20 protein-coding genes are annotated in these 21574 nt (G+C 48.3%); 5 read left to right on the top strand and 15 right to left on the bottom strand.

Going from position 1 to position 21574, the window contains the following annotated elements:
• Window positions 1-41: 41 nt before the first annotated feature.
• The 3 genes from WCN91_RS12840 to WCN91_RS12830 form a co-directional block, all read right to left on the bottom strand.
• On the bottom strand, window positions 42-1469 hold the full coding sequence (locus tag WCN91_RS12840; RefSeq protein WP_342679661.1) for a DcaP family trimeric outer membrane transporter: 1428 nt from the start codon (window positions 1467-1469) through the stop codon (window positions 42-44).
• Between the two features lie 8 nt (window positions 1470-1477).
• Window positions 1478-2569, bottom strand: a complete 1092-nt coding sequence (locus WCN91_RS12835) for a DUF481 domain-containing protein (RefSeq protein WP_342679659.1) — start codon at window positions 2567-2569, stop codon at window positions 1478-1480.
• Window positions 2570-2699: 130 nt separating this feature from the next.
• A complete protein-coding gene (locus tag WCN91_RS12830; protein WP_342679657.1) occupies window positions 2700-3992 on the bottom strand; it encodes an anti-phage deoxyguanosine triphosphatase in 1293 nt (430 codons plus the stop codon).
• A 160-nt stretch (window positions 3993-4152) separates the two neighbouring features.
• On the opposite strand from WCN91_RS12830, the gene WCN91_RS12825 reads away from it, so the two are divergent.
• Both WCN91_RS12825 and WCN91_RS12820 read left to right on the top strand, forming a co-directional pair.
• Window positions 4153-4971, top strand: a complete 819-nt coding sequence (locus WCN91_RS12825) for a glucosaminidase domain-containing protein (protein WP_342679655.1) — start codon at window positions 4153-4155, stop codon at window positions 4969-4971.
• Window positions 4964-5614, top strand: coding sequence for a DUF2987 domain-containing protein (locus WCN91_RS12820; protein ID WP_342679654.1), 651 nt, complete (start codon window positions 4964-4966; stop codon window positions 5612-5614). Before WCN91_RS12825 ends, WCN91_RS12820 begins: the two co-directional genes overlap by 8 nt.
• Before the next feature lie 67 nt (window positions 5615-5681).
• On the opposite strand, the gene ttcA is transcribed toward WCN91_RS12820, so the two are convergent.
• The 11 genes from ttcA to ccoN all read right to left on the bottom strand — a co-directional run bounded on the left by ttcA (window position 5682) and on the right by ccoN (window position 15616).
• Window positions 5682-6593 (bottom strand): tRNA 2-thiocytidine(32) synthetase TtcA, encoded by a 912-nt coding sequence (gene ttcA / locus WCN91_RS12815; RefSeq protein ID WP_342679653.1) that lies wholly within the window; start codon window positions 6591-6593, stop codon window positions 5682-5684.
• 105 nt (window positions 6594-6698) lie between these two features.
• Complete coding sequence (uspE, locus tag WCN91_RS12810; RefSeq protein ID WP_342679651.1) at window positions 6699-7622, bottom strand: universal stress protein UspE; 924 nt, start codon at window positions 7620-7622, stop codon at window positions 6699-6701.
• A gap of 105 nt (window positions 7623-7727) precedes the next feature.
• Window positions 7728-8483, bottom strand: a complete 756-nt coding sequence (locus WCN91_RS12805) for an FNR family transcription factor (protein WP_342679649.1) — start codon at window positions 8481-8483, stop codon at window positions 7728-7730.
• A gap of 36 nt (window positions 8484-8519) precedes the next feature.
• Complete coding sequence (locus WCN91_RS12800; protein ID WP_342679647.1) at window positions 8520-9191, bottom strand: sulfite exporter TauE/SafE family protein; 672 nt, start codon at window positions 9189-9191, stop codon at window positions 8520-8522.
• Window positions 9178-9351 carry a cbb3-type cytochrome oxidase assembly protein CcoS gene (gene ccoS, locus WCN91_RS12795; RefSeq protein ID WP_105189569.1) on the bottom strand — a complete coding sequence of 58 codons (174 nt, stop codon included), beginning with the start codon at window positions 9349-9351 and terminating at the stop codon, window positions 9178-9180. Before ccoS ends, WCN91_RS12800 begins: the two co-directional genes overlap by 14 nt.
• Window positions 9348-11729 (bottom strand): heavy metal translocating P-type ATPase, encoded by a 2382-nt coding sequence (locus tag WCN91_RS12790; protein WP_342679645.1) that lies wholly within the window; start codon window positions 11727-11729, stop codon window positions 9348-9350. The genes ccoS and WCN91_RS12790 overlap by 4 nt, the downstream gene beginning before the upstream one ends.
• Window positions 11730-12224 carry a FixH family protein gene (locus tag WCN91_RS12785; protein ID WP_342679644.1) on the bottom strand — a complete coding sequence of 165 codons (495 nt, stop codon included), beginning with the start codon at window positions 12222-12224 and terminating at the stop codon, window positions 11730-11732. It abuts the gene before it with no gap.
• Window positions 12225-12337: 113 nt separating this feature from the next.
• On the bottom strand, window positions 12338-13309 hold the full coding sequence (ccoP, locus tag WCN91_RS12780; RefSeq protein ID WP_342679643.1) for a cytochrome-c oxidase, cbb3-type subunit III: 972 nt from the start codon (window positions 13307-13309) through the stop codon (window positions 12338-12340).
• Complete coding sequence (locus WCN91_RS12775; RefSeq protein ID WP_105189573.1) at window positions 13306-13491, bottom strand: cbb3-type cytochrome oxidase subunit 3; 186 nt, start codon at window positions 13489-13491, stop codon at window positions 13306-13308. Before WCN91_RS12775 ends, ccoP begins: the two co-directional genes overlap by 4 nt.
• A 5-nt stretch (window positions 13492-13496) precedes the next feature.
• Window positions 13497-14171, bottom strand: a complete 675-nt coding sequence (gene ccoO, locus WCN91_RS12770; RefSeq protein ID WP_342679640.1) for a cytochrome-c oxidase, cbb3-type subunit II — start codon at window positions 14169-14171, stop codon at window positions 13497-13499.
• Window positions 14172-14182: 11 nt separating this feature from the next.
• Entirely contained in the window at window positions 14183-15616 is a 1434-nt protein-coding gene (gene ccoN / locus WCN91_RS12765) for a cytochrome-c oxidase, cbb3-type subunit I (RefSeq protein WP_342679638.1), read from the bottom strand.
• Window positions 15617-15930: 314 nt separating this feature from the next.
• Here ccoN and WCN91_RS12760 point away from each other — a divergent pair, with 314 nt between their 5' ends.
• From WCN91_RS12760 to WCN91_RS12750, 3 genes are all read left to right on the top strand, one after another.
• Window positions 15931-16404 (top strand): hypothetical protein, encoded by a 474-nt coding sequence (locus WCN91_RS12760; RefSeq protein WP_342679636.1) that lies wholly within the window; start codon window positions 15931-15933, stop codon window positions 16402-16404.
• A 583-nt stretch (window positions 16405-16987) separates the two neighbouring features.
• Window positions 16988-19582 carry a TonB-dependent receptor plug domain-containing protein gene (locus tag WCN91_RS12755; protein WP_342679634.1) on the top strand — a complete coding sequence of 865 codons (2595 nt, stop codon included), beginning with the start codon at window positions 16988-16990 and terminating at the stop codon, window positions 19580-19582.
• A 128-nt stretch (window positions 19583-19710) separates the two neighbouring features.
• Window positions 19711-21087, top strand: coding sequence for a hypothetical protein (locus tag WCN91_RS12750; protein ID WP_425416040.1), 1377 nt, complete (start codon window positions 19711-19713; stop codon window positions 21085-21087).
• A gap of 39 nt (window positions 21088-21126) precedes the next feature.
• Here WCN91_RS12750 and bamE read toward each other — a convergent pair whose 3' ends face one another.
• Complete coding sequence (bamE, locus tag WCN91_RS12745; protein WP_342679632.1) at window positions 21127-21378, bottom strand: outer membrane protein assembly factor BamE domain-containing protein; 252 nt, start codon at window positions 21376-21378, stop codon at window positions 21127-21129.
• Window positions 21379-21574: the final 196 nt, after the last annotated feature.

Raw genomic sequence — 21574 nt, 5'->3', positions numbered from 1 at the left:
GCGGGATCACAGCAAATGTTGCGTGAATCACGCCTAAGTTCCTAATATTTAAAACCAAAAGAGGTTTGCAAGCGGAAATTGTCGCCCTTATCGCCGCGATAATTTTCCAGTTCACCATATTGCAGCTCAATGCCGAGACGCGACATTATGGTCGGGTTGTAAATCAGGTTCACCGTACTGTAGAGGCTGTTATTAAAGGATAAGGGGTGTTGGCTTACTATATTGTCGATATCCACATAACTAATGCCGATGGAAGAGGTATAGTTGTCGTTCCATTGTTTATCCAAATAGATAAAACCAGCCGTGGCACCTATGGCGGTCAGCTTGCCATTGCCGTCGAGGCCCGCATCACTGCCGCCGGTGATATCGGCGTAATAATGGCAGCAGGGATCGTTTAGATAGCGGCCTATGCCCTTTCCATTGGCGATTTGAAATTTCAGGCTGTGGCTGTAATTCAAATCATAGGTGCCGGTGACATTAATGCCCCAGCCCCAAACCTCGTCTTTTTGCTGAGCTGTTTTATATCCTACAGAGCGCAGCAGCAGCGCGGTTTTAATATAGCCCTGATCAAAGCGGTAGGTATAGCTGGCGCTGGCATCGGGCCAGTCGTTTTGCTCGCTGTACTCCAGTGTTGCCGGGTCGAGATAAAAGGGTAAGGCCAGATCCGCATCTGAGCGTTCAATGCCCAGGGCCCAGGAATTACCATTGTCTAAATTGCGGCGATAGCGAATTTGCGGGTGACGGGCAAAGACCATGGCCGACGGACCCCAATAATCGAGAATATTAGGGAAGGAATTGATATCCATAAAGCCGCTAAAGGTCTGCCCGGCGCCCCAGTTGCCAAGCTCACCCCAAAGGTGAGTGAGGTTAAAGTCGGCATTACCGTCGCCATCGAACATATCGAACTCAAAGCGGGTAGTCATATCGCCGTGTTTAGTGGGGGTATGACTGCGAAATGAGAGCTTGGATTGTCCGGCACTGAGCAGAGTTTTATCGACATTGCTTTCGCCGTTCAAAAGAATGGAAGACGTTTGGAAGCCACCGCGATTGGCCATGTCGCCGTCGTTATAAATGGCATCGAGCCAGATTTGTCCGCCTATTTGCAAGGTGGTGTCTGAGTCGCTTAAAAAGATGCTTTTTGGCGGTGTTTTAAAGCGGTAGCTGGGACGCTCATATTCTTGATAAATGCGGCCATCAAGCTTGCTTTGTGGTTGCTCGGTTTGGGTTTTAACCGCAGCTAAAGGGCGCTTAATGGCAGCAATTTCAGCGTCTTTAAGTTTGAGCTGTTGTTCTATTTCGGCGTCTTTACGCTTTAACTGCAGCTCTAGTTCGACAATGCGCTGCTCCAGAGCGGCCAAGCGCTCTTCGACCGTGGCGCCATAGGCTGGCGATGTTAATATGAGGGTGGCTAGGGCTGTGCCTAGGCTATTACCAAAGCGCTTGTGAAAGTTAGGATTTAGGGAGGCCATGTCCACTCCTATAACTCGACGGCAAAAGTTACGATCATCTTGTAGTCATCCTTTTTTGGCACAGTGCCATCGGCATTGGCGATAGGAGATTGCAGATGATCCCAAAGCAGAGATATATCGAAATCTATATCACTGGTGATGTCTATTGAGGCGCCCATCAGGGCATGCTGGGCATTGCCTCCGGCTGCTTGCTCGGCAAGGGTAAAACGATAGTCAAAGGTTAAATCTATGTCCGAGGTCAGCTCGAAATCCATATTTGACGACAAATAAACCGAGGTCGTCGAGTTGCTGCTGGGTTCGTCAATACCGACATTGGCAAATTGCGTTCTTTGATAGGCCGGACCCATGCCTATATCCCATTCCCAGCGCTGATCATCAATAACGTAATAACCCACACCGGCGCCGAGCGTATATTTATGGTCGATATTCTGAAACGGGTCGCGATAGTATTCGAAAAACACTGGGCGAAAATACAGGGACTTGGTATAAAACCAATCGAAGGTGCCGCTGGCGCGGACATTATTTTCGGTCACTTCATCGTCGTTGCTGGTGCGTGCCGCCAGGGCGCTTATCAGCAGTCGATTGGTAGCGGTGCGCCGTTTGATATCAACCGTGGCGGAGAGCTCACTTTGCTCTGTGTTGCCCCGACTTAAATTAGCGCCGACACCCACCTTGGCATACCAGGCGCCACCTTCATTCTTGGCGCTGGCGGCGATAGATACCAGATCTTTGGGTAAATAAGCCAATTTATTTGCGCCTATCTGCACGTAACTTGGGCCGATCAGCAAGGCGCCTTCGCTGACATAGCCGTCGTTAAAGCGCACGCTATGGGCTCGTCCGGAAATGACCATATCGACGTCTTCACGGTCGATAAACAGAGTGTCGAGTATGTCGCTGTCGAACTCAATTTGTTTGTCGTACATGGCCTTAAATTCACCTTTTAGCCACTCCCCTGAGCTCAGGCGGATCCAGTCGTATTTATCTATGTCTTTAACAATGGCTTGGCGCTCTTCCAGATACAAGGGGGATTGCTGTCCAGCATCGACCCTAGGTGTTAGCACCAAGGCAAAAATAACAATAAAGAGGGCGACAAATGGCATCCGATTTCCTTTATAGGGGTATCCGATTAAGGCGAATAAATGCAAGCAGTTGCATCAATAATAATAGGTCAATATGACGAGGGTACAACTGCCCGCAGCGGCAAAACCGTTAGAAAACGAGGCTTTTTGGTCAATATGCGCCGCTGCTAAATAAACGCTGGTGGGTTTTATAGGCGTATTCGTCGGTCATGCCACTGAGGTAGTCACACAATACTCTATAGGTGCTGGTGCCGGCTTGCTCCGCCTGACGATAGGCGACGGCTGTGGTTTCTGGTAATAAACGCAGGGGATCACTGGCAAAGGCCTCGAATAATTCAATGATCAGTTTTTGGCCATTAAATTCTATTTGCTGCATATGTGGCGCACGAATAAGGCGCTTATAAATAAAGTTTTTCAGACAATCCAGCAAGGCCTGATAACTGGGCGGCAAGACCACCTGGTAGCCGAGCATAGGGCAGCTAAAGTCACCCTCGGTGGGTAGCAATTTAGCTTGTGTGATAAAGAGGTTCACCAGCTCACCGATAAGGTCCTTACGCTGCGCCTCGCACTGGAAGAATAAGCGCTGCGCCATATTGGCACCTTCGAGCCAGGGGCAGTCGAGCTCGGCCAGCATGGGCTCGGCGTGGGACTGCCAGTCGTGAATGGTGATCTGCTCGGTGGCTATGGCGTCTTCCAGATCATGCACCGCGTAGGCGATATCATCGGCCAGCTCCATTAAAGAGGCATCCACCGACTTATATAAGGTCTTGGCGCGAAAGCTATCCTGGGGCTGGTGGCTTTGGAATAAGGCCCTGTCCGCGGCACTTAAAGGGGCGAAGATCCAGTCAACCAAGTCACTGTCATCGCTATACAGCCCCTTGGCCGGGCGCCATTCATTGGCCTTAATATAGCGTTGCTGCGCCGGCTCGGATGGCTTGCTATGCCAAAGAGTGTCGAGCAGCGCTGGGTATTTTATAAAGCCAAGCAGGGTACGGCGGGTGAGGTTCATGCCAAAGCCCTGAGTATAGGGCTCAAGCTTGGCGACAATGCGTAAAGTCTGGGCATTGCCCTCAAAGCCACCGTGTTCGCGCATCATATAATTTAGGGCAATTTCGCCGCCGTGGCCAAAGGGTGGATGACCTATATCATGGGCTAAACACAGGGTTTCCAACAGGGAGTCGTCGGGCAAACAGGTGATTTCTGGATGTTGTCGGCTCAAATGGCGCAGTAAACCACTGCCTATTTGCGCTACCTCTAAAGAGTGGGTAAGGCGAGTACGATGAAAGTCGTTTAGGCCAATGCCCATAATTTGCGTTTTTGCCTGCAAGCGGCGAAACGCGGCGGCATGAATGATACGTGAGCGGTCAACCTGCCACGAAGAGCGGTTATCGTTGGGGCGATGCTTATCTTCACCTGTGCGTCTTTGTTGCCAAATATCGGCCATGCAGTGCTCGTAACCCTGAGTATTATGTACTGAGTGTAAACAATAAATAACTCCTTGTCTTGTATGATGTTAGCTGCAAAGTAGTGATTATTTCGTATTTGCCGCTGTTAGGATATAATGCACGGTTTGTTTATCCAGGCAAATGAATACCAGAGGTGTCATGATCAAAAAACTGAGACTCATTTTATTTACTATCGTCGCCATTACGGGCTTGCTGTATCCCTTTATTTGGGGGGATCAGGAGCAGAGTGTGCAAGTTACAGAATCAACGCCCGAGCAGGTTGTTAAAAAGCCAGTGGTGGAAAAGCCAAGGCACAATGTTAAGCTGCCTGATTTTGCACAAGTAACCGATATTAAAAAGAAAAAATCTCAGTTCTTTAATTTTATTCGTGGCCCGGTGGAAAAAGCCAACAGCCGAGTGCGGGATCAGCGTGCGACCTTGGAAATTGCCCTAATGATGATTCAGCATCAGCAGGCCTTATCCACCACCCAGGAGCAGAAGGTAGAGGATATCTTTGCCGAATATGGTTTTGCGGATGAAGAGATAAGCGAGCTGTCCTTACAACAGGCACTGCGTCGCGTGGATGTGATCCCCAAAGAGCTGGTAATGATGCAGGCAGCTAATGAGTCGGCCTGGGGCACCTCGCGCTTTGCTCGTATCGGCTTAAACTTTTTTGGTCAATGGTGCTTTAGTGAGGGTTGTGGCCTGGTTCCCAATCGTCGCAATCAGGGAGCCAAACATGAAGTGGCCGTGTATCAGTCGGTACAAGAAGCGGTGGATGCCTATTTTTATAACATTAACACCCATAATGCCTATCGCGAGCTGCGCGATATACGCGCTGAGTTGCGCCAGGCACAGCAGCCACTGACCGCTAAAGCGCTGGCCTATGGGTTAATGTCTTACTCCGAGCGCGGTGAAGCCTATATTGAAGAGCTGCACGCTATGATAGACCATAATAAGGCGTATTTTGATGAATAAACTGACTTTCTGGGTATCTCCGTTTTTAATCCTGTCGTTTGGTGCTGCCGCCGCCGAGCCTGTGGTCATGTCTTATGACGGCTTTTATGATCGCATGGAAGTCGTAAACGAGGGCGAGTACCAATATGCGCAGGTTGGTTTTTATTTAAAAACCTATGCCGATGCCGAGCCCTGTGACATAGCAGCAGGGGAAATCATAACGGAAAAGCAAAGTTACCCTTTAACTTACGACGACCAAGGCCAACTGTTCTTGCCCTTTGATAAAGAGCTTGATACCCATAAGGCCATGGTGGTGGTGACCCCAGCTAGTGCTGGCGGCTGTCAGTTAAGCATGCAAATTGAAGCAAAAATGCCGCAGCAGGGGATCACAGCAGGGCAGTTATATCAGGTGAATAATGAGCTTGAGGAGCTGTTGGCGGATCTCTCCGGTTTCTTTGTTGGCACCCTGATGTCTTTCTTGTTGCCGGATCAGCAAGGTATTCAACTGCACTTTAGTGGCTCTGTACCAACGGATGTCCCTTCGGACTGGCAGTGCGTCGAGACCCGCTGTAAGGTCAAAATTAAAAATAAGTGGGAAGAGAGTGAAACCGTGTTGGTGGATGGTAGTAAGCTGGCTCGTATCACCCCTTGGATAGCTAAATAATTTGCGATTTTAGACAGTTTAAAAAAGCGCCCTAAGGCGCTTTTTTAATGTTTTATATTAGCTGATTTTAAATTAATTCAATGGCTTGAATCTTAACCACGCCCTCAGCTTCGGCTTCGGTGGCAGGGCTTTCGTTAAACTCCGGCTTATCCAGCGCCATATCACCGCCGTCGATCACCTCACCGGTTTGCAAATCGCTAAAGGCAAATAAATTTGTATCGGCCAGGTGTGAAGGCACCACGTTTTGCATCGCAGTAAAGATACTTTCGATGCGCCCTGGATGCTGTTTATGCCACTGCTGCAACATGGCTTTGATGTTTTGTCGTTGCAGGTTTTCCTGTGAGCCACACAGGTTACAAGGGATAATGGGGAACTGCTTATGCTGGGCATACTCGGCAATATCCACTTCTTTACAGTACGCCAGCGGGCGAATAACCATGTGCTGGCCGTCATCGCTCATTAGTTTTGCCGGCATACCCTTTAACTTACCACCATAGAACATGTTCAAAAACATGGTTTCTATCATATCGTCACGGTGATGGCCCAGGGCTATCTTGGTTGCCCCCATTTCTTTGGCTGTGCGGTACAAGATGCCACGACGCAAGCGTGAGCACAGCGAGCAGGTGGTTTTACCTTCGGGGATCTTATCCTTAACTATGGCGTAGGTGTCTTCCTCGACTATCTTGTATTCAATACCCAGCTCATTGAGGTACTCAGGCAAGATATGCTCGGGGAAGCCCGGCTGTTTTTGGTCCAGGTTTACGGCAAACAGCTCGAAGTTCACAGGCGCCGAGCGTTGCAGGTTTTGCAGTATGTCCAAAAGGGTGTAGCTGTCCTTACCACCGGACAAGCACACCATGATGCGATCGCCTTCTTCAATCATATTAAAGTCGGCAATGGCCTGACCGGTATGGCGGCGTAAGCGCTTTTGCAGTTTGTTGAAATTGTATTGCGCTTTGGCTTGTACTGAATGCGACACCTGGGCACCCTCTAAGGCTAAAAATCAAAGGCGCGTATTATAGGCTGACGCACTCAAGGCATCAAGAAAAAGGCAGCGGATGCTGCCTTTGGGAGTTGAAAAACCTTAATCTTCTAAGGGACTGCGGTAGCCATCCGGCTTAAGCGCGAGCACGTCACAGTCCAGGCTGTCGATCACATGCTCGGCGGTATTGCCTACTAGGGCGGCGCTGAGTCCGGTACGGCCCACAGTGCCTATTACCACTAATTCGCTGTCGAGCTTTTTCGCCAGGCGTGGCAGCACATCTTCCGGCAGGCCTTCTTCCACATGCTGATGATGCTCGGCTATACCGAATTGAGCCCCCAGCTCTCGGGTAGAGCTAAGGTGATGCTCTTTGACCGTTTCATTGTATTGCGACGGGTTAAACTCGGGAATTTCGATGGCAATATTGACCGGTGTCGCAGGGTAGGCGTTCACCAGGTGCAAGTCGCCTTTGGCAATCTTGCTGATAAACTGGGCATCTTGGATGATGCGCTGGCTTAGTGCCTGATGCTGCTCATCATCGCTCGAGGCATTCACGGCTGCTAAAATGGCGCCGCCAACCAGCCATTTATGGTCTTTCACCAATAATAAAGGCGTGGGGCATTTACGAATAAGGTGCCAGTCGGTAGGGGTAAAGATCACAGATTTTAGGGCGTGATGCTGATGTGTACCCTTGATCACCAAGTCGTATTCATGCTCTAACACTTCACGAATAATGGCTTCAAAAGGACGGTTATGCCAAACCACCTTGGTATCAAAGCTGATATCTTCATGCTGCGCCGCTAATGATTGCAGCCATTGCTCTTTATCGGCTATTACCGCTTTGCGCATGGCTTCGCGCTCATCGCCGCTGAGCATGGTGGTCATTTCATAAGAGAAATCGTAGATGGATAAGAAGGCGGTGATCTGTGCGCCTGTGTTACGCGCTATTTCAGCGGCTCGGGATATGCTCTGCTGTGCCTCGACGGAAGGGTCAACAACTGCAAGTATACGTTTAATTTTATCCATTATGCGCCTCCTTAATACCTAATTTTAAGAGTATTTCAATACACCTATGAGTGTAATAGAAATCCCTGATATTAAAAGGCGCTAATGGACTTAGTTTGAGTCAGATCAACTGCTTGGCGTAGAAATGGCTGCCGCCTGAGCAAGTTGCTGATGATCATTGATGGTAATAAATTTACCGTCAACGCTAATAAAGCCACTTTTTTGAAAACGGCTTAATAAACGGCTGATGGTTTCAACGGTTAAACCCAGGTAGTTGCCGATTTCGCCACGGGTCATGGTGAGGCGGAATTCACGGGCTGAAAAGCCGCGCTCGCTAAAGCGGCGAGACAGGGTATGTAAAAACGACGCTAGGCGCTGCTCTGCGGTCTTTTTATTGAGAAGCAAGAGCATTTCCTGATCATAGTTAATCTCGTTGCTCATCAGGCGCATGATCTGTTGACGTAACTTAGGCAGGCGTCCGGCCAGTTCATCCAAGGTTTCAAAGGGGATCTCACACACCATGGAGGTTTCCATGGCTTGGGCAAAACTTTGGTGAGTCGCGGTATGAATACCATCGAAACCTACTAAATCTCCCGCTAAATGAAAGCCGGTGATCTGCTCTTCACCCTGCTCGGAAAGGGTAAAGGATTTAAATGAGCCGCTGCGTACCGCGAAAATAGATTTTAGCTTATTGCCAGACTCGAACAAGTAGTCGCCCTTGTGCAGTGGCTTTTTGCGCTCGATGATTTCATCAAGGCGGTCCATTTCATCGCCATTTAAGCTAAAAGGAAGGCACAACTGAGAGATAGAGCAGTTGGTACAGCTAATGGTGCAATTCGATTTACCGGCGAATTTACCAGAAAGTTGTGTTTTTACGTCCATTTTACATTCCAAGGTAAGCAAGAGATGAAGTTAAATCTACGTGACTAGCGAGGCACTTGCAATAACCAAGCTATAGAGCCCATACCAAAGTAATAGATTACCTAAGACCAGGCGCACCCACGTTTGGTTAAGTATACCCTTAATGGCGTTAGCACCCAAGCCCAAGGCGAGCAGCGCCGGTAAGGTGCCAAGGGCAAACAAGGCCATAAATAAAGCGCCATCGGCGGCGCTTTGGCTAAAAATAGCCCAGGTGAGGGCGCTGTAGACTAAACCGCAGGGCAACCAGCCCCACAGGGCACCGTATAAAAGGGCTTTTGGGTAGCTGTTAACCGGCATCAGATGACGATTCAGCTTGACGATATGGCGCCAAATGGCCCAGTTTCCGAGCTTTTCTATGCCGCCCAAAGGATTAAACAGGCGCATAACATAAAGGCCTACAAGGATCATAAACACCGCACTGAGCAGGCTGAGCCCTTGGCTGATATGGTTATTTTGACTGGCAAATGCGGCGCTAAAGCCGCCGACCAGAGCGCCGGCTAAAGTATAACTGCTTAAGCGCCCGAGATTATAGGCAAGGGTGGCGCCAAGCGGCGGCAGATCGCGGCTGGCAAGCTGAAACGTGCCAGCGATACCACCGCACATGGCGACGCAATGGCCGCTGCCAGCCAAGCCCATTAACAGGGCAGCGGCAAAGTTAATCTCGTTCATTGCTCTTGTCGTGTTCCTCTTTGTCGTCTTCAAAGAGAATACTGTGACCTTGCTTTTCCAAATCGGAAAACTGCTCGCTTCTTACCGCCCAGAAAAAGATGCCAATGGCGATAAGCACAAACAAAATGGCAATGGGGATTAGGACGTAGATGATACTCATAAGCGCAGCAACCGTAGTGAATTGGTGATAACAATAATCGAGCTTGCGGACATGCCGATCACCGCCATCCAGGGAGCAACCCAGCCCAAAGCGGCAAGGGGTAGAATAGCTCCGTTATAACACAAAGACAGGGTTAAGTTCTGCCTGATAATACGGCGCGTCTGTTTGGCCACGCGAATAAGTTGCGCCACCGAGCGTAAATCACTGTTAAGCAGTACCACATCGGCGGTGTTTTTAGAAATATCGGCACCGCTGTCCATGGCGATAGACAGGTGAGCGGCATTAAATACCGGGCTATCGTTCACGCCATCGCCAATCATGGCGCATACCTGACCTTCGCCATGCCACTTTTGCATTATCGCCAGCTTGTCTTCGGGCAGTAAGGCGCCATGGTAGGCATCAAGTTCAAGTTGCTCCGCCAGCTGTTTGCCAGCAGTGGACGGGTCGCCGGTAAGCATCACGCGGCTGATATTTTGCTCTTTTAGTTCAGCTTGCAGCGCCTCGGCATGGTCGCGCACCTGATCTTGCAGATAAAAGGCGGCCACAGGTTTTTGGTCGATAAAAAGTACAGCCTGAGCATTAAGTGCCAACTCCTGGGTAAACCAGTTGGCCTTGCCAATATGCACCTTATGCGCTTGCCAGATGCCAGCAACACCAAAGCCGGTATGCACCTCAACCTGCTCGGGCTGCGGGTGAATAGGGGTGATATCGCTAAAGGCTTTGGCAATGGGGTGCTCGGAATAGCGCTCTAAACTGGCGGCTAAGGATTTTAACTCCTGCTCGCTGTAGGCGGCATCGAGAATGTCCATTTTGGCTATGGCGAAGCGGCCATAAGTGAGGGTGCCGGTTTTATCAAAACCCACCTTGGTTAACTTGGTGGCGGTTTCCAGCACATGGGCTTGCTTTATTAAAACCCCACGCTTGGTGAGGTTGGCCACGGCGCAGGTCAGGGCTGTTGGAATTGCCAAACTTAAGGCACAAGGGCAGGTGGCAACCAATACGGCTATGGTTATCCAAAACGCGTGCTCCGGGTCGATTTGATACCAGGAAAGTGCGGTAATGGAAGCAAACACCAACAAGCAAGCAACAAACCACTGGGCTACCTTGTCGGTGATCTGGGCGATTTTCGGGCGCTGACTCAGGGCACTGTGTTGCAGGCGAATAATCTGATTAACCAGGGTATTTTGACCTACCTTGTTCACTTTCAGGGTTAATACCCCGTCATGGTTTACCGTGCCGGCATGGACCTGATCGCCCAATGTTTTGTTAACAGGGTGATGTTCGCCCGTCATCATGGACTCATCAACGCTGGAGCGCCCGCCGATAACCTGGCCGTCGGCGGCTATGGTTTCACCGGCTTTAACGCGCACCATATCACCAAGCTTTAACAGCTTGGCGCTGACTAACTGCTCTTCGTTGTCGCCATCGACCACGCGGGCAGTGAGCGGCAGCAGTTGCTGCAGGTTTGCGGTGAACTCGCTGGCTTTAAGGCGGGCACGAAACTCTAAATATTTGCCCAGCAGCAGCAAGAAGGTGAACATACAGATGGACTCGAAATACACCTCGCCGGTGCCAGTGAAGGTGGCATAACCACTGGCAAAATAGGCGCCAAAAATGGCCAGGGAGACGGGCACATCCATATTTAATTGTTTGGCTTTTAAGCCGGTAATGGCGTTACTTAAAAACGGCAGCGCCGAGTAGAAGATCACAGGCGTCGCCAGCGTCAGGCTGATCCAGCGGAAATACTGTTCAAAGTTATCTTCCATGCCGGAGAACATGCCAAAGTACATGGCAAAGGCAAACATCATCACCTGCATGGTCATTAAACCTGCCACACCAAGGCGGCGGACAAAGCTCTTGGCCTGCACATGCTTTTGTGCCGCTTCATTATCGGCCTGGAAAGGGTAAGATTTATAACCTATTTCCGCCAGGCTGGTGATCAAGGTACTGAGTTTGGCCTGGGTGTCGTCCCACACTATCATGGCGCGGTGGGTGGAGGTGTTTACATCAACCCGTTTCACTCCAGAGTGAGCCAATAGCTGCTTTTCAATCAGCCAGGCACAGGCGGCGCAGCTTATGCCTTCAACGCTGAGCAGCACCTCTTTGTCATTGCCCTGATGGGAAATAAATTCCTGCTGGATAGACTCGTTGTCATAACTTTGGATCAGCGCCAGCTGCTCGGGCACCAGCTGCTGCACCTTGCCGGCTGACTCAGTACGGAATTTGTAATAGTCGCTCATACCCTGAGCGATAATGGTCTCGGCCACTGCCTTACAGCCGATACAACACATGGGTTCGGGTTTATTGTTAACCACAACCGATTCATTAAAGCCCTTGGGAATGGGCTCTAGGCAATGAAAACAGGACGGCATGCTCATCTATTTATACTCGGGGCTCACTTTAATCGTGTCGACTTGCGGCAGTTGAATGTTTTCTTTTAGCTTCCAGCTGTTATCAAAGGGAGTGATAAATACCGTATAGGCGCCTTGCTCAATAGGCGTATCAAGCAGGGTGGTAAACTGGCCATGGGCGTTTTTAGTGAGACGAAAACTGATGTCTTTATCGCTTAGCGTGCGGTGATATAAGCCTATGTTAAGCGCTGCGACTTTTGAGTCATCGCCCTTGGTGAAGGTAAAGCTGATACGCTCATCTGTGAATTGCAGATCACCGTGCAAATACAAAGCCTTAGCCTTGTCGAACTTGGTTAACTCCAGGTTGATGGCTTTGCCTTTTTTATAATAGTCATCGACCACCATATCCGGGCCATTGCCCACCGCCATGGTGATAAGGCCAACACAGGCAATAATGGTTGTAAGAGGGAAGAAAAGTAAAAACCAAGGCCAAAACTGCTTATACCAGGGAGTTGTGTTCATAATACCAAGTTAGTTGCCATTAAGTTGCGGCTATTTTACGGCATTGGCGGATAAAAACCTAAAAAAAAGCCTCCAAATAGGAGGCTTTTTTGATTTCGATTAAATTCGTATGCTTACTTGTCTTGCGACAGGCTGTATACGTAGGCGGTTAACAGGTGAACCTTGTCTTCGCCTAAGATGTCTTTCCACGCTGGCATCACACCGGCACGACCGTTAGCGATAGATTCTTCTACCGAACGCGCTGAACCGCTGCCGTATAACCAGGTGTTGTCGGTTAGGTTAGGCGCACCGAAAGGTAGGTTGTGAGCAACCGAGCCTTTACCATCTGCACCGTGACAAGCCGCACACATGGCAAACTTAGCTTTACCTGCGTCCGCATCACGTTGGTTAACCGTACGACCAGAAAGGCTTAATACAAAGGCAGTCATTTCTTTTACGCCTTGCTCGCCACCAAGGGCAGCTTCCCAGCTAGGCATAGCCGCAATACGACCTTGTAGTATTGTTTCTTTGATCTTGTCTGGCGTACCACCGTATAACCAATCTTTGTCGGTTAGGTTAGGGAAGCCGTCACCACCACGAGCGTCAGAGCCGTGACACTGAGCACAGTTTTGTAGATAAAGGCGCTGGCCGATTTCTATTGCTTGCTCATCTGATGCTAGATCCAATACGTCACGCTGGGCGAAAGATTTGAACATAGGTCCGAATTTTTCGTCTGCCGCACGGTACTCACCATCCAACTGGATGCGGTAGCCATCAGCGTGCATTTTATCAACCGCTTCTTTTGACTCTTCAAGTGAAGTTACGCCCTGGTTAGAGCTCTTCCACTTTAAGAAGCCTTCAAAGTTACCTAGGCCTGGGTAGGCGGCAAGGTAGTACACGGACCACGCGAAGGTCGCGAAGAACATGTAGGTCCACCACTTAGGTAGCGGGTTGTTAATTTCTTCAATGCCATCAAATTCATGGCCACAGCTTTCGCCTTCTTCAACACCTACGAAGTTCTTTAAGTTCCAAACCAGTAGGCCGAAGAGAAGAACTAGACAGGCCAAGGTTAGAACGATGACCCAAATACTCCAAAAGCTAGTCATTTCTCAGACTCCTTTTCCTCATTGGTGATTGTGCTTTGGTGTTTCTTTTCGTCTTCAAACACGGCGTTGGCGGCATCATCGAAGCGCTTTTTGCTGCGCTTGCTGAAGGCCCACAACACAATCACGATAAAAAGTACCATTATTACCAGAGTTAAAATGCCTCTGAACGTGCCGTAATCCATAATAATTACTTCAAGTGTGTACCAAGTTGCTGTAAGTAAGCGATAAGCGCTTGCATCTCAGTCGCACCTTGGTTGTTGTTCATAGCATTAATCTCGTCAACCTGAGCTTGTAACTCTTCATCTGTGCCGTAGCCTAAACCGTTATAACGGTCGGTATTTTTATCAATACCAAAGCTATCACGGAAGATTTGTAGTTTCTTCAGGGTGTACTCTGTATCTACTCGATTTTCATCTAACCAAGGAAAAGCTGGCATATTCGACTCAGGAACCACGGCGCGTGGGTCCATTAGGTGCGCATATTGCCAATCGTCAGAGTAACGTCCGCCAACACGAGCCAAATCAGGACCGGTACGCTTAGAACCCCACTGGAATGGATGATCCCAAACGCTTTCACCGGCTACCGAGTAGTGGCCGTAGCGTTCAACTTCGTCACGGAAAGGACGGATCATCTGAGAGTGACAGTTATAACAACCTTCACGTACATAGATGTCGCGGCCTTCAAGTTCTAGCGCCGTTAGTGGGCGTAGACCGTCTACCGGCTCAGTGGTGTCTTGCTGGAACATCAAGGGAGTGATTTCCACAAGGGCACCAAAGCTGATAGCAAATACCGTGAGGATGGCCATCAGGCCAACGTTCTTTTCAACAATTTCATGTTTGTTGCTAGAGTTTTTATTGCTCATCATCCTATCCCTTAAGCTATTTGTGCTTGCGCATCGTCTGCAATTGAGCCTTTCTTAGCTGCAATAGTGCGATAGCTGTTGTAGGCCATTACCAGCATACCTACTACGATGAATACACCGCCTAGGAAACGCATGATATAGAATGGATATGAAGCTTCTAGCGATTGTACGAAGCTGTACATAAGCGTACCGTCTTCGTTTACTGCACGCCACATTAGACCTTGCATTACGCCAGAGATCCACATAGCAACTATGTAGAGTACAACACCAACTGTGTGTAGCCAGAAGTGGGTGTTAACCAGTTTCACGCTGTACATACGGCTGTGGCCGAATAGTGCTGGGATCAGGTGGTAAGTCGCACCGATTGAGATCATAGCAACCCAACCTAGGGCACCTGAGTGTACGTGACCTACGGTCCAGTCAGTGTAGTGTGAAAGCGCGTTAACTGACTTGATAGCCATCATTGGGCCTTCGAACGTCGACATACCGTAGAAAGAAAGAGATACAACTAGGAAACGCAGTACCGGGTCGGTACGTAGTTTGTGCCACGCGCCAGACAGGGTCATGATACCGTTGATCATACCACCCCAAGAAGGTACGAAAAGAATTACTGACATCACCATACCTAGTGACTGAGTCCAGTCAGGTAGAGCAGTGTAGTGTAGGTGGTGAGGACCAGCCCAGATGTATAAAGAGATAAGTGCCCAGAAGTGAACAACCGATAGACGGTAAGAATAAACAGGGCGACCCGCTTGCTTAGGTACGAAGTAGTACATCATACCAAGGAAACCAGCAGTCAGTAGGAAACCTACCGCATTGTGGCCATACCACCACTGTACCATGGCATCAACGGCACCGGCATAGATGGAGTATGACTTAGTCAGTGACACCGGCATTGCCATGCTGTTAACAATGTGCAATACCGCAACCGTAAGAATGAAGCCGGCATAGAACCAGTTGGCAACATAGATATGCGATACTTTACGCTTAACCAAGGTACCAAAGAAGACAACAGCGTAAGAAACCCAAACGACGGCGATTAGGATATCGATTGGCCACTCAAGCTCGGCATATTCTTTCGAGCTGGTAATACCCAAAGGCAGGGTAATGACGGCTAATACGATAACCAGTTGCCAGCCCCAGAAGGTGAAAGCTGCAAGTTTATCGGAGAAAAGGCGCGTTTGGCAGGTACGCTGCACAACGTAGTAAGACGTTGCGAACAAAGCACTGGTGCCGAATGCGAAGATAACGGCGTTCGTGTGTAACGGACGCAGTCGAGAGTATGTTAGCCATGGGGTATCGAAGTTCAATGCTGGCCAGGCAAGCTGGGCAGCAATTAATACACCAATACTCATGCCAACGATGCCCCAAATCACTGTCGTAATAGCGAATTGGCGAACAACTTTATAGTTGTACTCAGTTTGTGATGCTACTGTTTGGCTCATTGTCAGGTTTCCGCTGCATTATTATGCGATTAGAAATGAAATACCTACTCTTGCGAATAGGGCCTACTGATGGTGTCAAAGCCGGCTACCTAAAACTCTCATTTTACGAAGCGTTTCAGAAAGCAGACTCACAACACTCTTATTATTTGCGTTCGAAATAATAAAATTTTTGACCTCAAAAAGATAGCGCAAATGGCTAAAATAATGACTTCAATCAAATTATCACGGGATGTTGGGGAATTTTTAACTCATGCCTAGTCAGTGGGGATCCCATTGGTTAATATTGATGGCAAATCAATGTTCAATAAATAACCATGCTGCTGTCGAACTACCCCCGTCACTGTCTTATTTTGCTGTCCCTATTCGCGGCGCTACCGTCACTAACTGCGTGTAACGATAGCAATCTTAGTATAAACAAAGAAAGCATTGCCAAAGAAAGTATAGCCAAAGATACGCAGCTTACCCATTGTTGCGATTATCACCCCTTGGATATCGAGCCATTTCACTTTGCTCTCAGTGCTGAGCGTGTCCATCCCGAGTCACCGTTTTCTGTGTCTTTGCAGATGCCAGCCGACGCCCTGATAGAGAGCGCAAAGATGCAGGGGATCACCATGTATATGGGCACTATCCCGGTGCTTTTTAAGCAAATTGACGCGCGCTTATGGCAGGCGGACATCATGGTCGGTGCCTGCTCCGAACCTAACATGCTTTGGCAGCTGGACGTTCGGGTCAGCCACCGGGGGCAAGTGCAAACTCTGGCCTATCCCATTAACGTTACCTATCCGTAATCACGGCCTAGCCTCCGGTACAGCCCCTCCAGGGCAGCATATCGCCGTAGCCCACTTTGCGGCTTACACTTCATTCTCACGGCTGTTTAGCCAAACCCATTCGAACTACCTGTTTGCATATAAATTCACCGATAATTGGGTGGATTATAATCGCCTTTCATTGTTGCTTTTTAAGCAAGTCCAAAACGAGTGCAGCTAAGCTATTAATTTAACCCGTATATTTTAAATGCATGAATAACGGCCTGTGTATAAGTTGTAAATTTTCGATTAAGCAAAGCCCATCACCCTCGATTACATTGAGTTACAAAATCATCGCATATAGTTTCAGGTATCAAACATTGTCATTTACAAAGGCGCTTAGTTCGCATTTTTAAAGGCTTATAGGCGTAAACATTTATAACAAGTGGTTACATGCTTTTATGGGAAAACTCGGGGTATTTTGCGCTGTTTGATACCTGAACTTTCATTCAGTTTTCATTCAGTTAATTAAACCTAAGTTGCTCGGCGTTATGCAGTAAATTCATAAAAATATGAACTGCATAACCACCCTAAACGGGTGAAAATTCAACAAGTAGGGTTTATTATGAAAAAGACACAACTAGGGCTAGCTGTTTTAGCAGCATTGCCTATGTTCTCAAGTGTTCAAGCAATTGCCGCGGATTCTTCAGCCGAAGCAATTGAAAAGATTCAAGTAACAGGCTCACGCATCAAGCGTACTGATATGGAAACCGCATCTCCGGTTACCCTTATCGGTGCCAACGATATTAAAGCCATGGGTGCAACCAGCATCGACAGCGTTTTACAAAAAATGACCGCAGCCAGCGGTGCTATGACCAACCCAGCCGTAAACAACGGTTCAGGTGGTAACGCCCGTGTTGACTTACGTGGTCTAGGTGCTCAGCGTACGCTAGTACTTGTAAACGGTCGTCGTATGATCAACTCAGGTACAGGGGCTGCGTCTACGGTTGACCTTAACACCATCCCAGTTTCTATGATCAAATCGGTTGAAGTACTAAAAGACGGTGCTTCTGCCGTTTACGGTACCGACGCGGTAGCCGGTGTTGTGAACATCATCCTTAAAGATGATTTCGAAGGTCTGGACATGAACCTAAGCGGCGCCATCACAGGTGAAGGCGATGCCGATGAGACTTCATTCGACATTACCATGGGTACCAGCTTCGACCGTGGTAACGTGGTTATCGGTCTTCAGTACACAGACCGTGGCGATGCTTCTCAGGCTGACCGTGATTTCTCTGATTGTCCAATCGAAGAAGATTACGACAACGGCAGCTTCTATTGTGGCGGTTCTCCTTACTCGCCGTTTGGCCGTGTATGGGGCGACACAGCAGATCTACAAGGTAATGAAGATGGCAGCTGGCACGATTATACAGCTGAGAAGGATGCCTATAACTTCGCACCATCGAGCTATTTATATACGCCAATGCGTCGTCTTAACCTGACTGGTATTGGTAACTTTGAGCTTACAGACACAACTCTTCTAACGACTGAATTCACCTACTCTAAGCGTTGGTCAGATCAGCAAATGGCACCTCAGCCAGTATGGTTCGACTTCAACTATGACGCCGAAAACATGGGTGATTCACTATTGGCGCATGGTGTTGCTGACGGTGAAGCCATCTCTTACGGCCGTCGTATGACTGACGTTGGTCCTCGTGGCTACGAGCAAGTAGTAGATACCGTACGTGCCGTAATTGGCCTAAACGGTGAGTTCGACAACGGCTGGGGCTGGGATACATCGGTAGTATTCGGTCGTAACGACTCGGTTGACCGCGCCACTAACCTGCTGAACATGGGTTCAATTCAAGACAAAATCGCTGCAGGTACCTTCAATCCACTAAACCAAGAGCATTGGAAAGTTGGTAACCTAACTGATGACATCTACACCGAAAACAACTCGGGCGGTAGCCAGTTATTGATCATGTCAGCGGGCCTAAATGGTGAGCTTTTTGAGCTTCCAGCCGGTTATGTAGGTTTTGCTGCGGGCATCGAGCGTCGTGAAGAAAAAGCCTGGTATATCCCAGACTCACTAACTTCACAAGGTCTTGCCAATGATCCTCGCGTTGACCCAACGGGCGGTCGTTTCGACGTAAACGAAGCCTATGTTGAATTCGCTGTGCCGCTAGTTGCCGATGCAGCATTTGCTGACAGCATCGACCTAAGTGCAGCCGTACGGGCGTTCGATTATAGCACTTTCGGCTCTGATGAGACCTGGAAGCTAGGTCTAACTTATCGTGTAAACGACGAGTTTATGGTTCGTGCGGTACGTTCAACGGCGTTCCGTGCTCCGACTGTAAACGAGCTATACGCAGGTCAAGGTCCATCCTTTAATCAGGTTGACTTCCCAGGTGCACAGAAGCAAGCGGAAGTTACCGTAGGTGGTAATGCCGACCTGACTCCGGAAGAAGCAGATACGCTAACCGCTGGTTTCGTATACGCGCCTTCATGGTTAGACGGTTTCTCAATGACGGTTGATTACTTCGATATCGAAATCGAAAATGCCATTGCCAGTGAAAACGTGCAGTACATAGTAGAAACCTGCTTGGATAAGGCCACTGGTGCCAATATCAATAACGATCTTGCCCTATGTCAGTTTGCAGGCGTTGATTTTAACCAAAGCACGGGCCGTATCAGCTTCAACAACCAGTTGAAAAACATTGGTACTGAGCAAACCAAGGGTTATGACGTAAACTTCAAGTATGCGTTTGACGGTCTTGGTCTAGCTTGGCGTACAGGCCTAGATATCACCATCATGGACGAGTACATCGTTGAGTCTGAAGGTGCTGGCAGTGTTGATTACGTTGGTTTAGTTACTTCAAACATGGGTAGCTATGCTGAGTACAAGACTAACTTCACGCTAAATGTTGCCGGTGACAACTGGGATGCTCAGTATCAAGCACGTATGATCGACGGTCTTGATGACTTCTCTTGTCTAAAAGAAGACGCTGAATGTCTAGTACCAAGCGTTGGCACTGTGGTTTACCACGATATCAGCGGTTCATACATCTTCAACGACACTGTGTCGCTATCTGGTGGTGTAAACAACCTGTTTGATAAGCAAGCGCCTTACTACACAGGTAATAACGATTCTAACACTGACCCGTACACGTATGACGTACTAGGTCGTCGCTTCTTCGCGAGTGTGAACGTTAAGTTCTAATTGGCTCTAAGCCTTAGCATTAAAATGCCTGTCAGCGTGCTGATGGGCATTTTTTTTATCCCTGAAAAATAGGTTATACTTTTATTATCAAAAATAGGTATTATCAACAAAATAGGGGAGCTGAATAATTGCACGAAATTGCTACGCTCAAACTTGATGAAGGCTTGCGTTTGGCGTTGGGACAAGCATTGCACCCTAAATCTCACACCCGTATCGAATTGTTTTTTTGTATCCCCAACGAAATGGGCATTAACCCCAACACCCTGAGTGAAGAGAGCTTTTACTATAACCATATAAAAAGTCATCTGGCTTATAACGCCAGCGGCATACATTTGCCTTTGGTTCGTAGTCGCTATGTGAGTAAGGTTCGCGGTGATGATCAACAATACCGGCAAAACCTGAATTTATACTGCTATCAGGTACGCCTGGCGATAGATGCCGATATTGCCGAAGCGCTGAATATTAACGAGGCTGATGAGTTTTATATACGCGCTCTGGCATTAATGAGCGAAGCTCAACGGCTTTTAAAACGCTTACGTCGCTATAAACCACGAGATAAAAAGCTATTGTCCTTTTATCACAATGCCGATAACTTTCTTAGTTGGTATGTCGAGCAGGGTATTTTAAAATTGCTCGACAAGGCGCCGAAAACCACAGATTTTAGCCTGGAGCGTTCGCAGTTATTGCAATATTGTCAGGATGAAAAAGAGCATCGCGAAACTGCCCGTTATAATTCCTCCTCGACCCTGGAAGACCCCAACCGCCTTGCCAACAAGATGTTGTTATTACAGCGCTTAATTGAGCATGGAGTGGTATTAAAAAGAGAAACAAAAAACCTAAATACCATGTTAAAAAGAATGGTAAAGGGCTTGGTGACCGCGGTGATCATGGCCTTTGTTATGGTCTTGGTGCTTAACGCCCGTACCAACTTTACCCAGGTTACGGTAGGCCTGGTGGCTTTATTGGGCGCTATTTATGGTTTGCGGGAAATATTTAAGGAAGACGTTACCTATTTTCTATGGCGTCGAATTATTCGCGGCCGCGCAAAATGGCTGAATATATTTTACAATAGCACCACACGTACGCGTATAGGTAAACAAAAAGTCTGGCTAGAATATATAAGGCCTAAACGCATACCAAAAGACATTGCCGCTATTTTCTCTAAGCGTCGCCAGCAAAATAAACAGGCGGCCAAGTGGCTATATATGCAGCTTGAAAATGAAATTTTGGTAAAAGAGTTCTTGCCTGGCTATGATGCCTTAAATCAGACAAGCAGTATTAGCTTAGCACCCATGGTGCGGTATTTACGTAAAGGGGAAGGGAAACTGTATGAATATACTGGCAAGGGGATCCGCAAGCATACGGTAGAGCGGCGTTACCAAATTAACCTGGTATTGGTCACTCATACTAGCGCTGGCGAAAAATATGCCCAGCGTTATAAGATCACGGTAAATCGCTCTGCCGTGGTGGCTTTAGAGCCTATAGGCGAAGTGCAGCAGAGTTAATACTGCACCATGGAGGCTGGCAGCGCCACCGGGCTTGTATTACAGTCCTTTTTCAGTATAAAGAGTTACTTTATCTGATACCAAAGTGATCTGAATATTTTTGCTTTCTGAGCCCCAGATACAGTTAGTGTGTAAGGCCTTGTCTTCACAGGCTGATGGGCTGCCCAATAGCGCTTCTACTTCTGCGCGGTCCATGCCCACCTTGATTTGTTCATAGTTCTCTAGCGTTACTTTAGAACAAGCAGTTAACGTTAGGCCTGCGGCAATGGCTAAAAGTAGTGATTTTTTCATGTTATTTTCCTTTACACTTATAAGGGTCTGTTGACCTTTGTTGTTTGTTTCTGCAGCAGTTTGTAGCGCATTTATACAAGGCGGCACATGTGTGGTGTAGTTATTCTACATAAACATGTAACAACACAGTAGAAATGCGCTACAAGCGCTGCCCTACGGGTTCATCTAAACGCATCCTGCTCTGTGTTGCTCGCTA

It is taken from the genome of Pseudoalteromonas qingdaonensis (genome assembly GCF_038739665.1).
Classification (GTDB): domain Bacteria; phylum Pseudomonadota; class Gammaproteobacteria; order Enterobacterales; family Alteromonadaceae; genus Pseudoalteromonas; species Pseudoalteromonas qingdaonensis.
Note: the sequence above shows the minus strand (reverse complement) of the source record. Positions and strands in the feature narration are given on the sequence as shown.

Coding starts and splice junctions, on each gene's coding strand:
- WCN91_RS12840 (WP_342679661.1), bottom strand. CDS start 1,469: ATGGCCTCCCTAAATCCTAACTTTCACAAGCGCTTTGGTAATAGCCTA.
- WCN91_RS12835 (WP_342679659.1), bottom strand. CDS start 2,569: ATGCCATTTGTCGCCCTCTTTATTGTTATTTTTGCCTTGGTGCTAACA.
- WCN91_RS12830 (WP_342679657.1), bottom strand. CDS start 3,992: ATGGCCGATATTTGGCAACAAAGACGCACAGGTGAAGATAAGCATCGC.
- WCN91_RS12825 (WP_342679655.1), top strand. CDS start 4,153: ATGATCAAAAAACTGAGACTCATTTTATTTACTATCGTCGCCATTACG.
- WCN91_RS12820 (WP_342679654.1), top strand. CDS start 4,964: ATGAATAAACTGACTTTCTGGGTATCTCCGTTTTTAATCCTGTCGTTT.
- uspE (WP_342679651.1), bottom strand. CDS start 7,622: ATGGATAAAATTAAACGTATACTTGCAGTTGTTGACCCTTCCGTCGAG.
- WCN91_RS12805 (WP_342679649.1), bottom strand. CDS start 8,483: ATGGACGTAAAAACACAACTTTCTGGTAAATTCGCCGGTAAATCGAAT.
- WCN91_RS12800 (WP_342679647.1), bottom strand. CDS start 9,191: ATGAACGAGATTAACTTTGCCGCTGCCCTGTTAATGGGCTTGGCTGGC.
- ccoS (WP_105189569.1), bottom strand. CDS start 9,351: ATGAGTATCATCTACGTCCTAATCCCCATTGCCATTTTGTTTGTGCTT.
- WCN91_RS12790 (WP_342679645.1), bottom strand. CDS start 11,729: ATGAGCATGCCGTCCTGTTTTCATTGCCTAGAGCCCATTCCCAAGGGC.
- WCN91_RS12785 (WP_342679644.1), bottom strand. CDS start 12,224: ATGAACACAACTCCCTGGTATAAGCAGTTTTGGCCTTGGTTTTTACTT.
- ccoP (WP_342679643.1), bottom strand. CDS start 13,309: ATGACTAGCTTTTGGAGTATTTGGGTCATCGTTCTAACCTTGGCCTGT.
- WCN91_RS12775 (WP_105189573.1), bottom strand. CDS start 13,491: ATGGATTACGGCACGTTCAGAGGCATTTTAACTCTGGTAATAATGGTA.
- ccoO (WP_342679640.1), bottom strand. CDS start 14,171: ATGAGCAATAAAAACTCTAGCAACAAACATGAAATTGTTGAAAAGAAC.
- ccoN (WP_342679638.1), bottom strand. CDS start 15,616: ATGAGCCAAACAGTAGCATCACAAACTGAGTACAACTATAAAGTTGTT.
- WCN91_RS12760 (WP_342679636.1), top strand. CDS start 15,931: ATGCTGCTGTCGAACTACCCCCGTCACTGTCTTATTTTGCTGTCCCTA.
- WCN91_RS12755 (WP_342679634.1), top strand. CDS start 16,988: ATGAAAAAGACACAACTAGGGCTAGCTGTTTTAGCAGCATTGCCTATG.
- bamE (WP_342679632.1), bottom strand. CDS start 21,378: ATGAAAAAATCACTACTTTTAGCCATTGCCGCAGGCCTAACGTTAACT.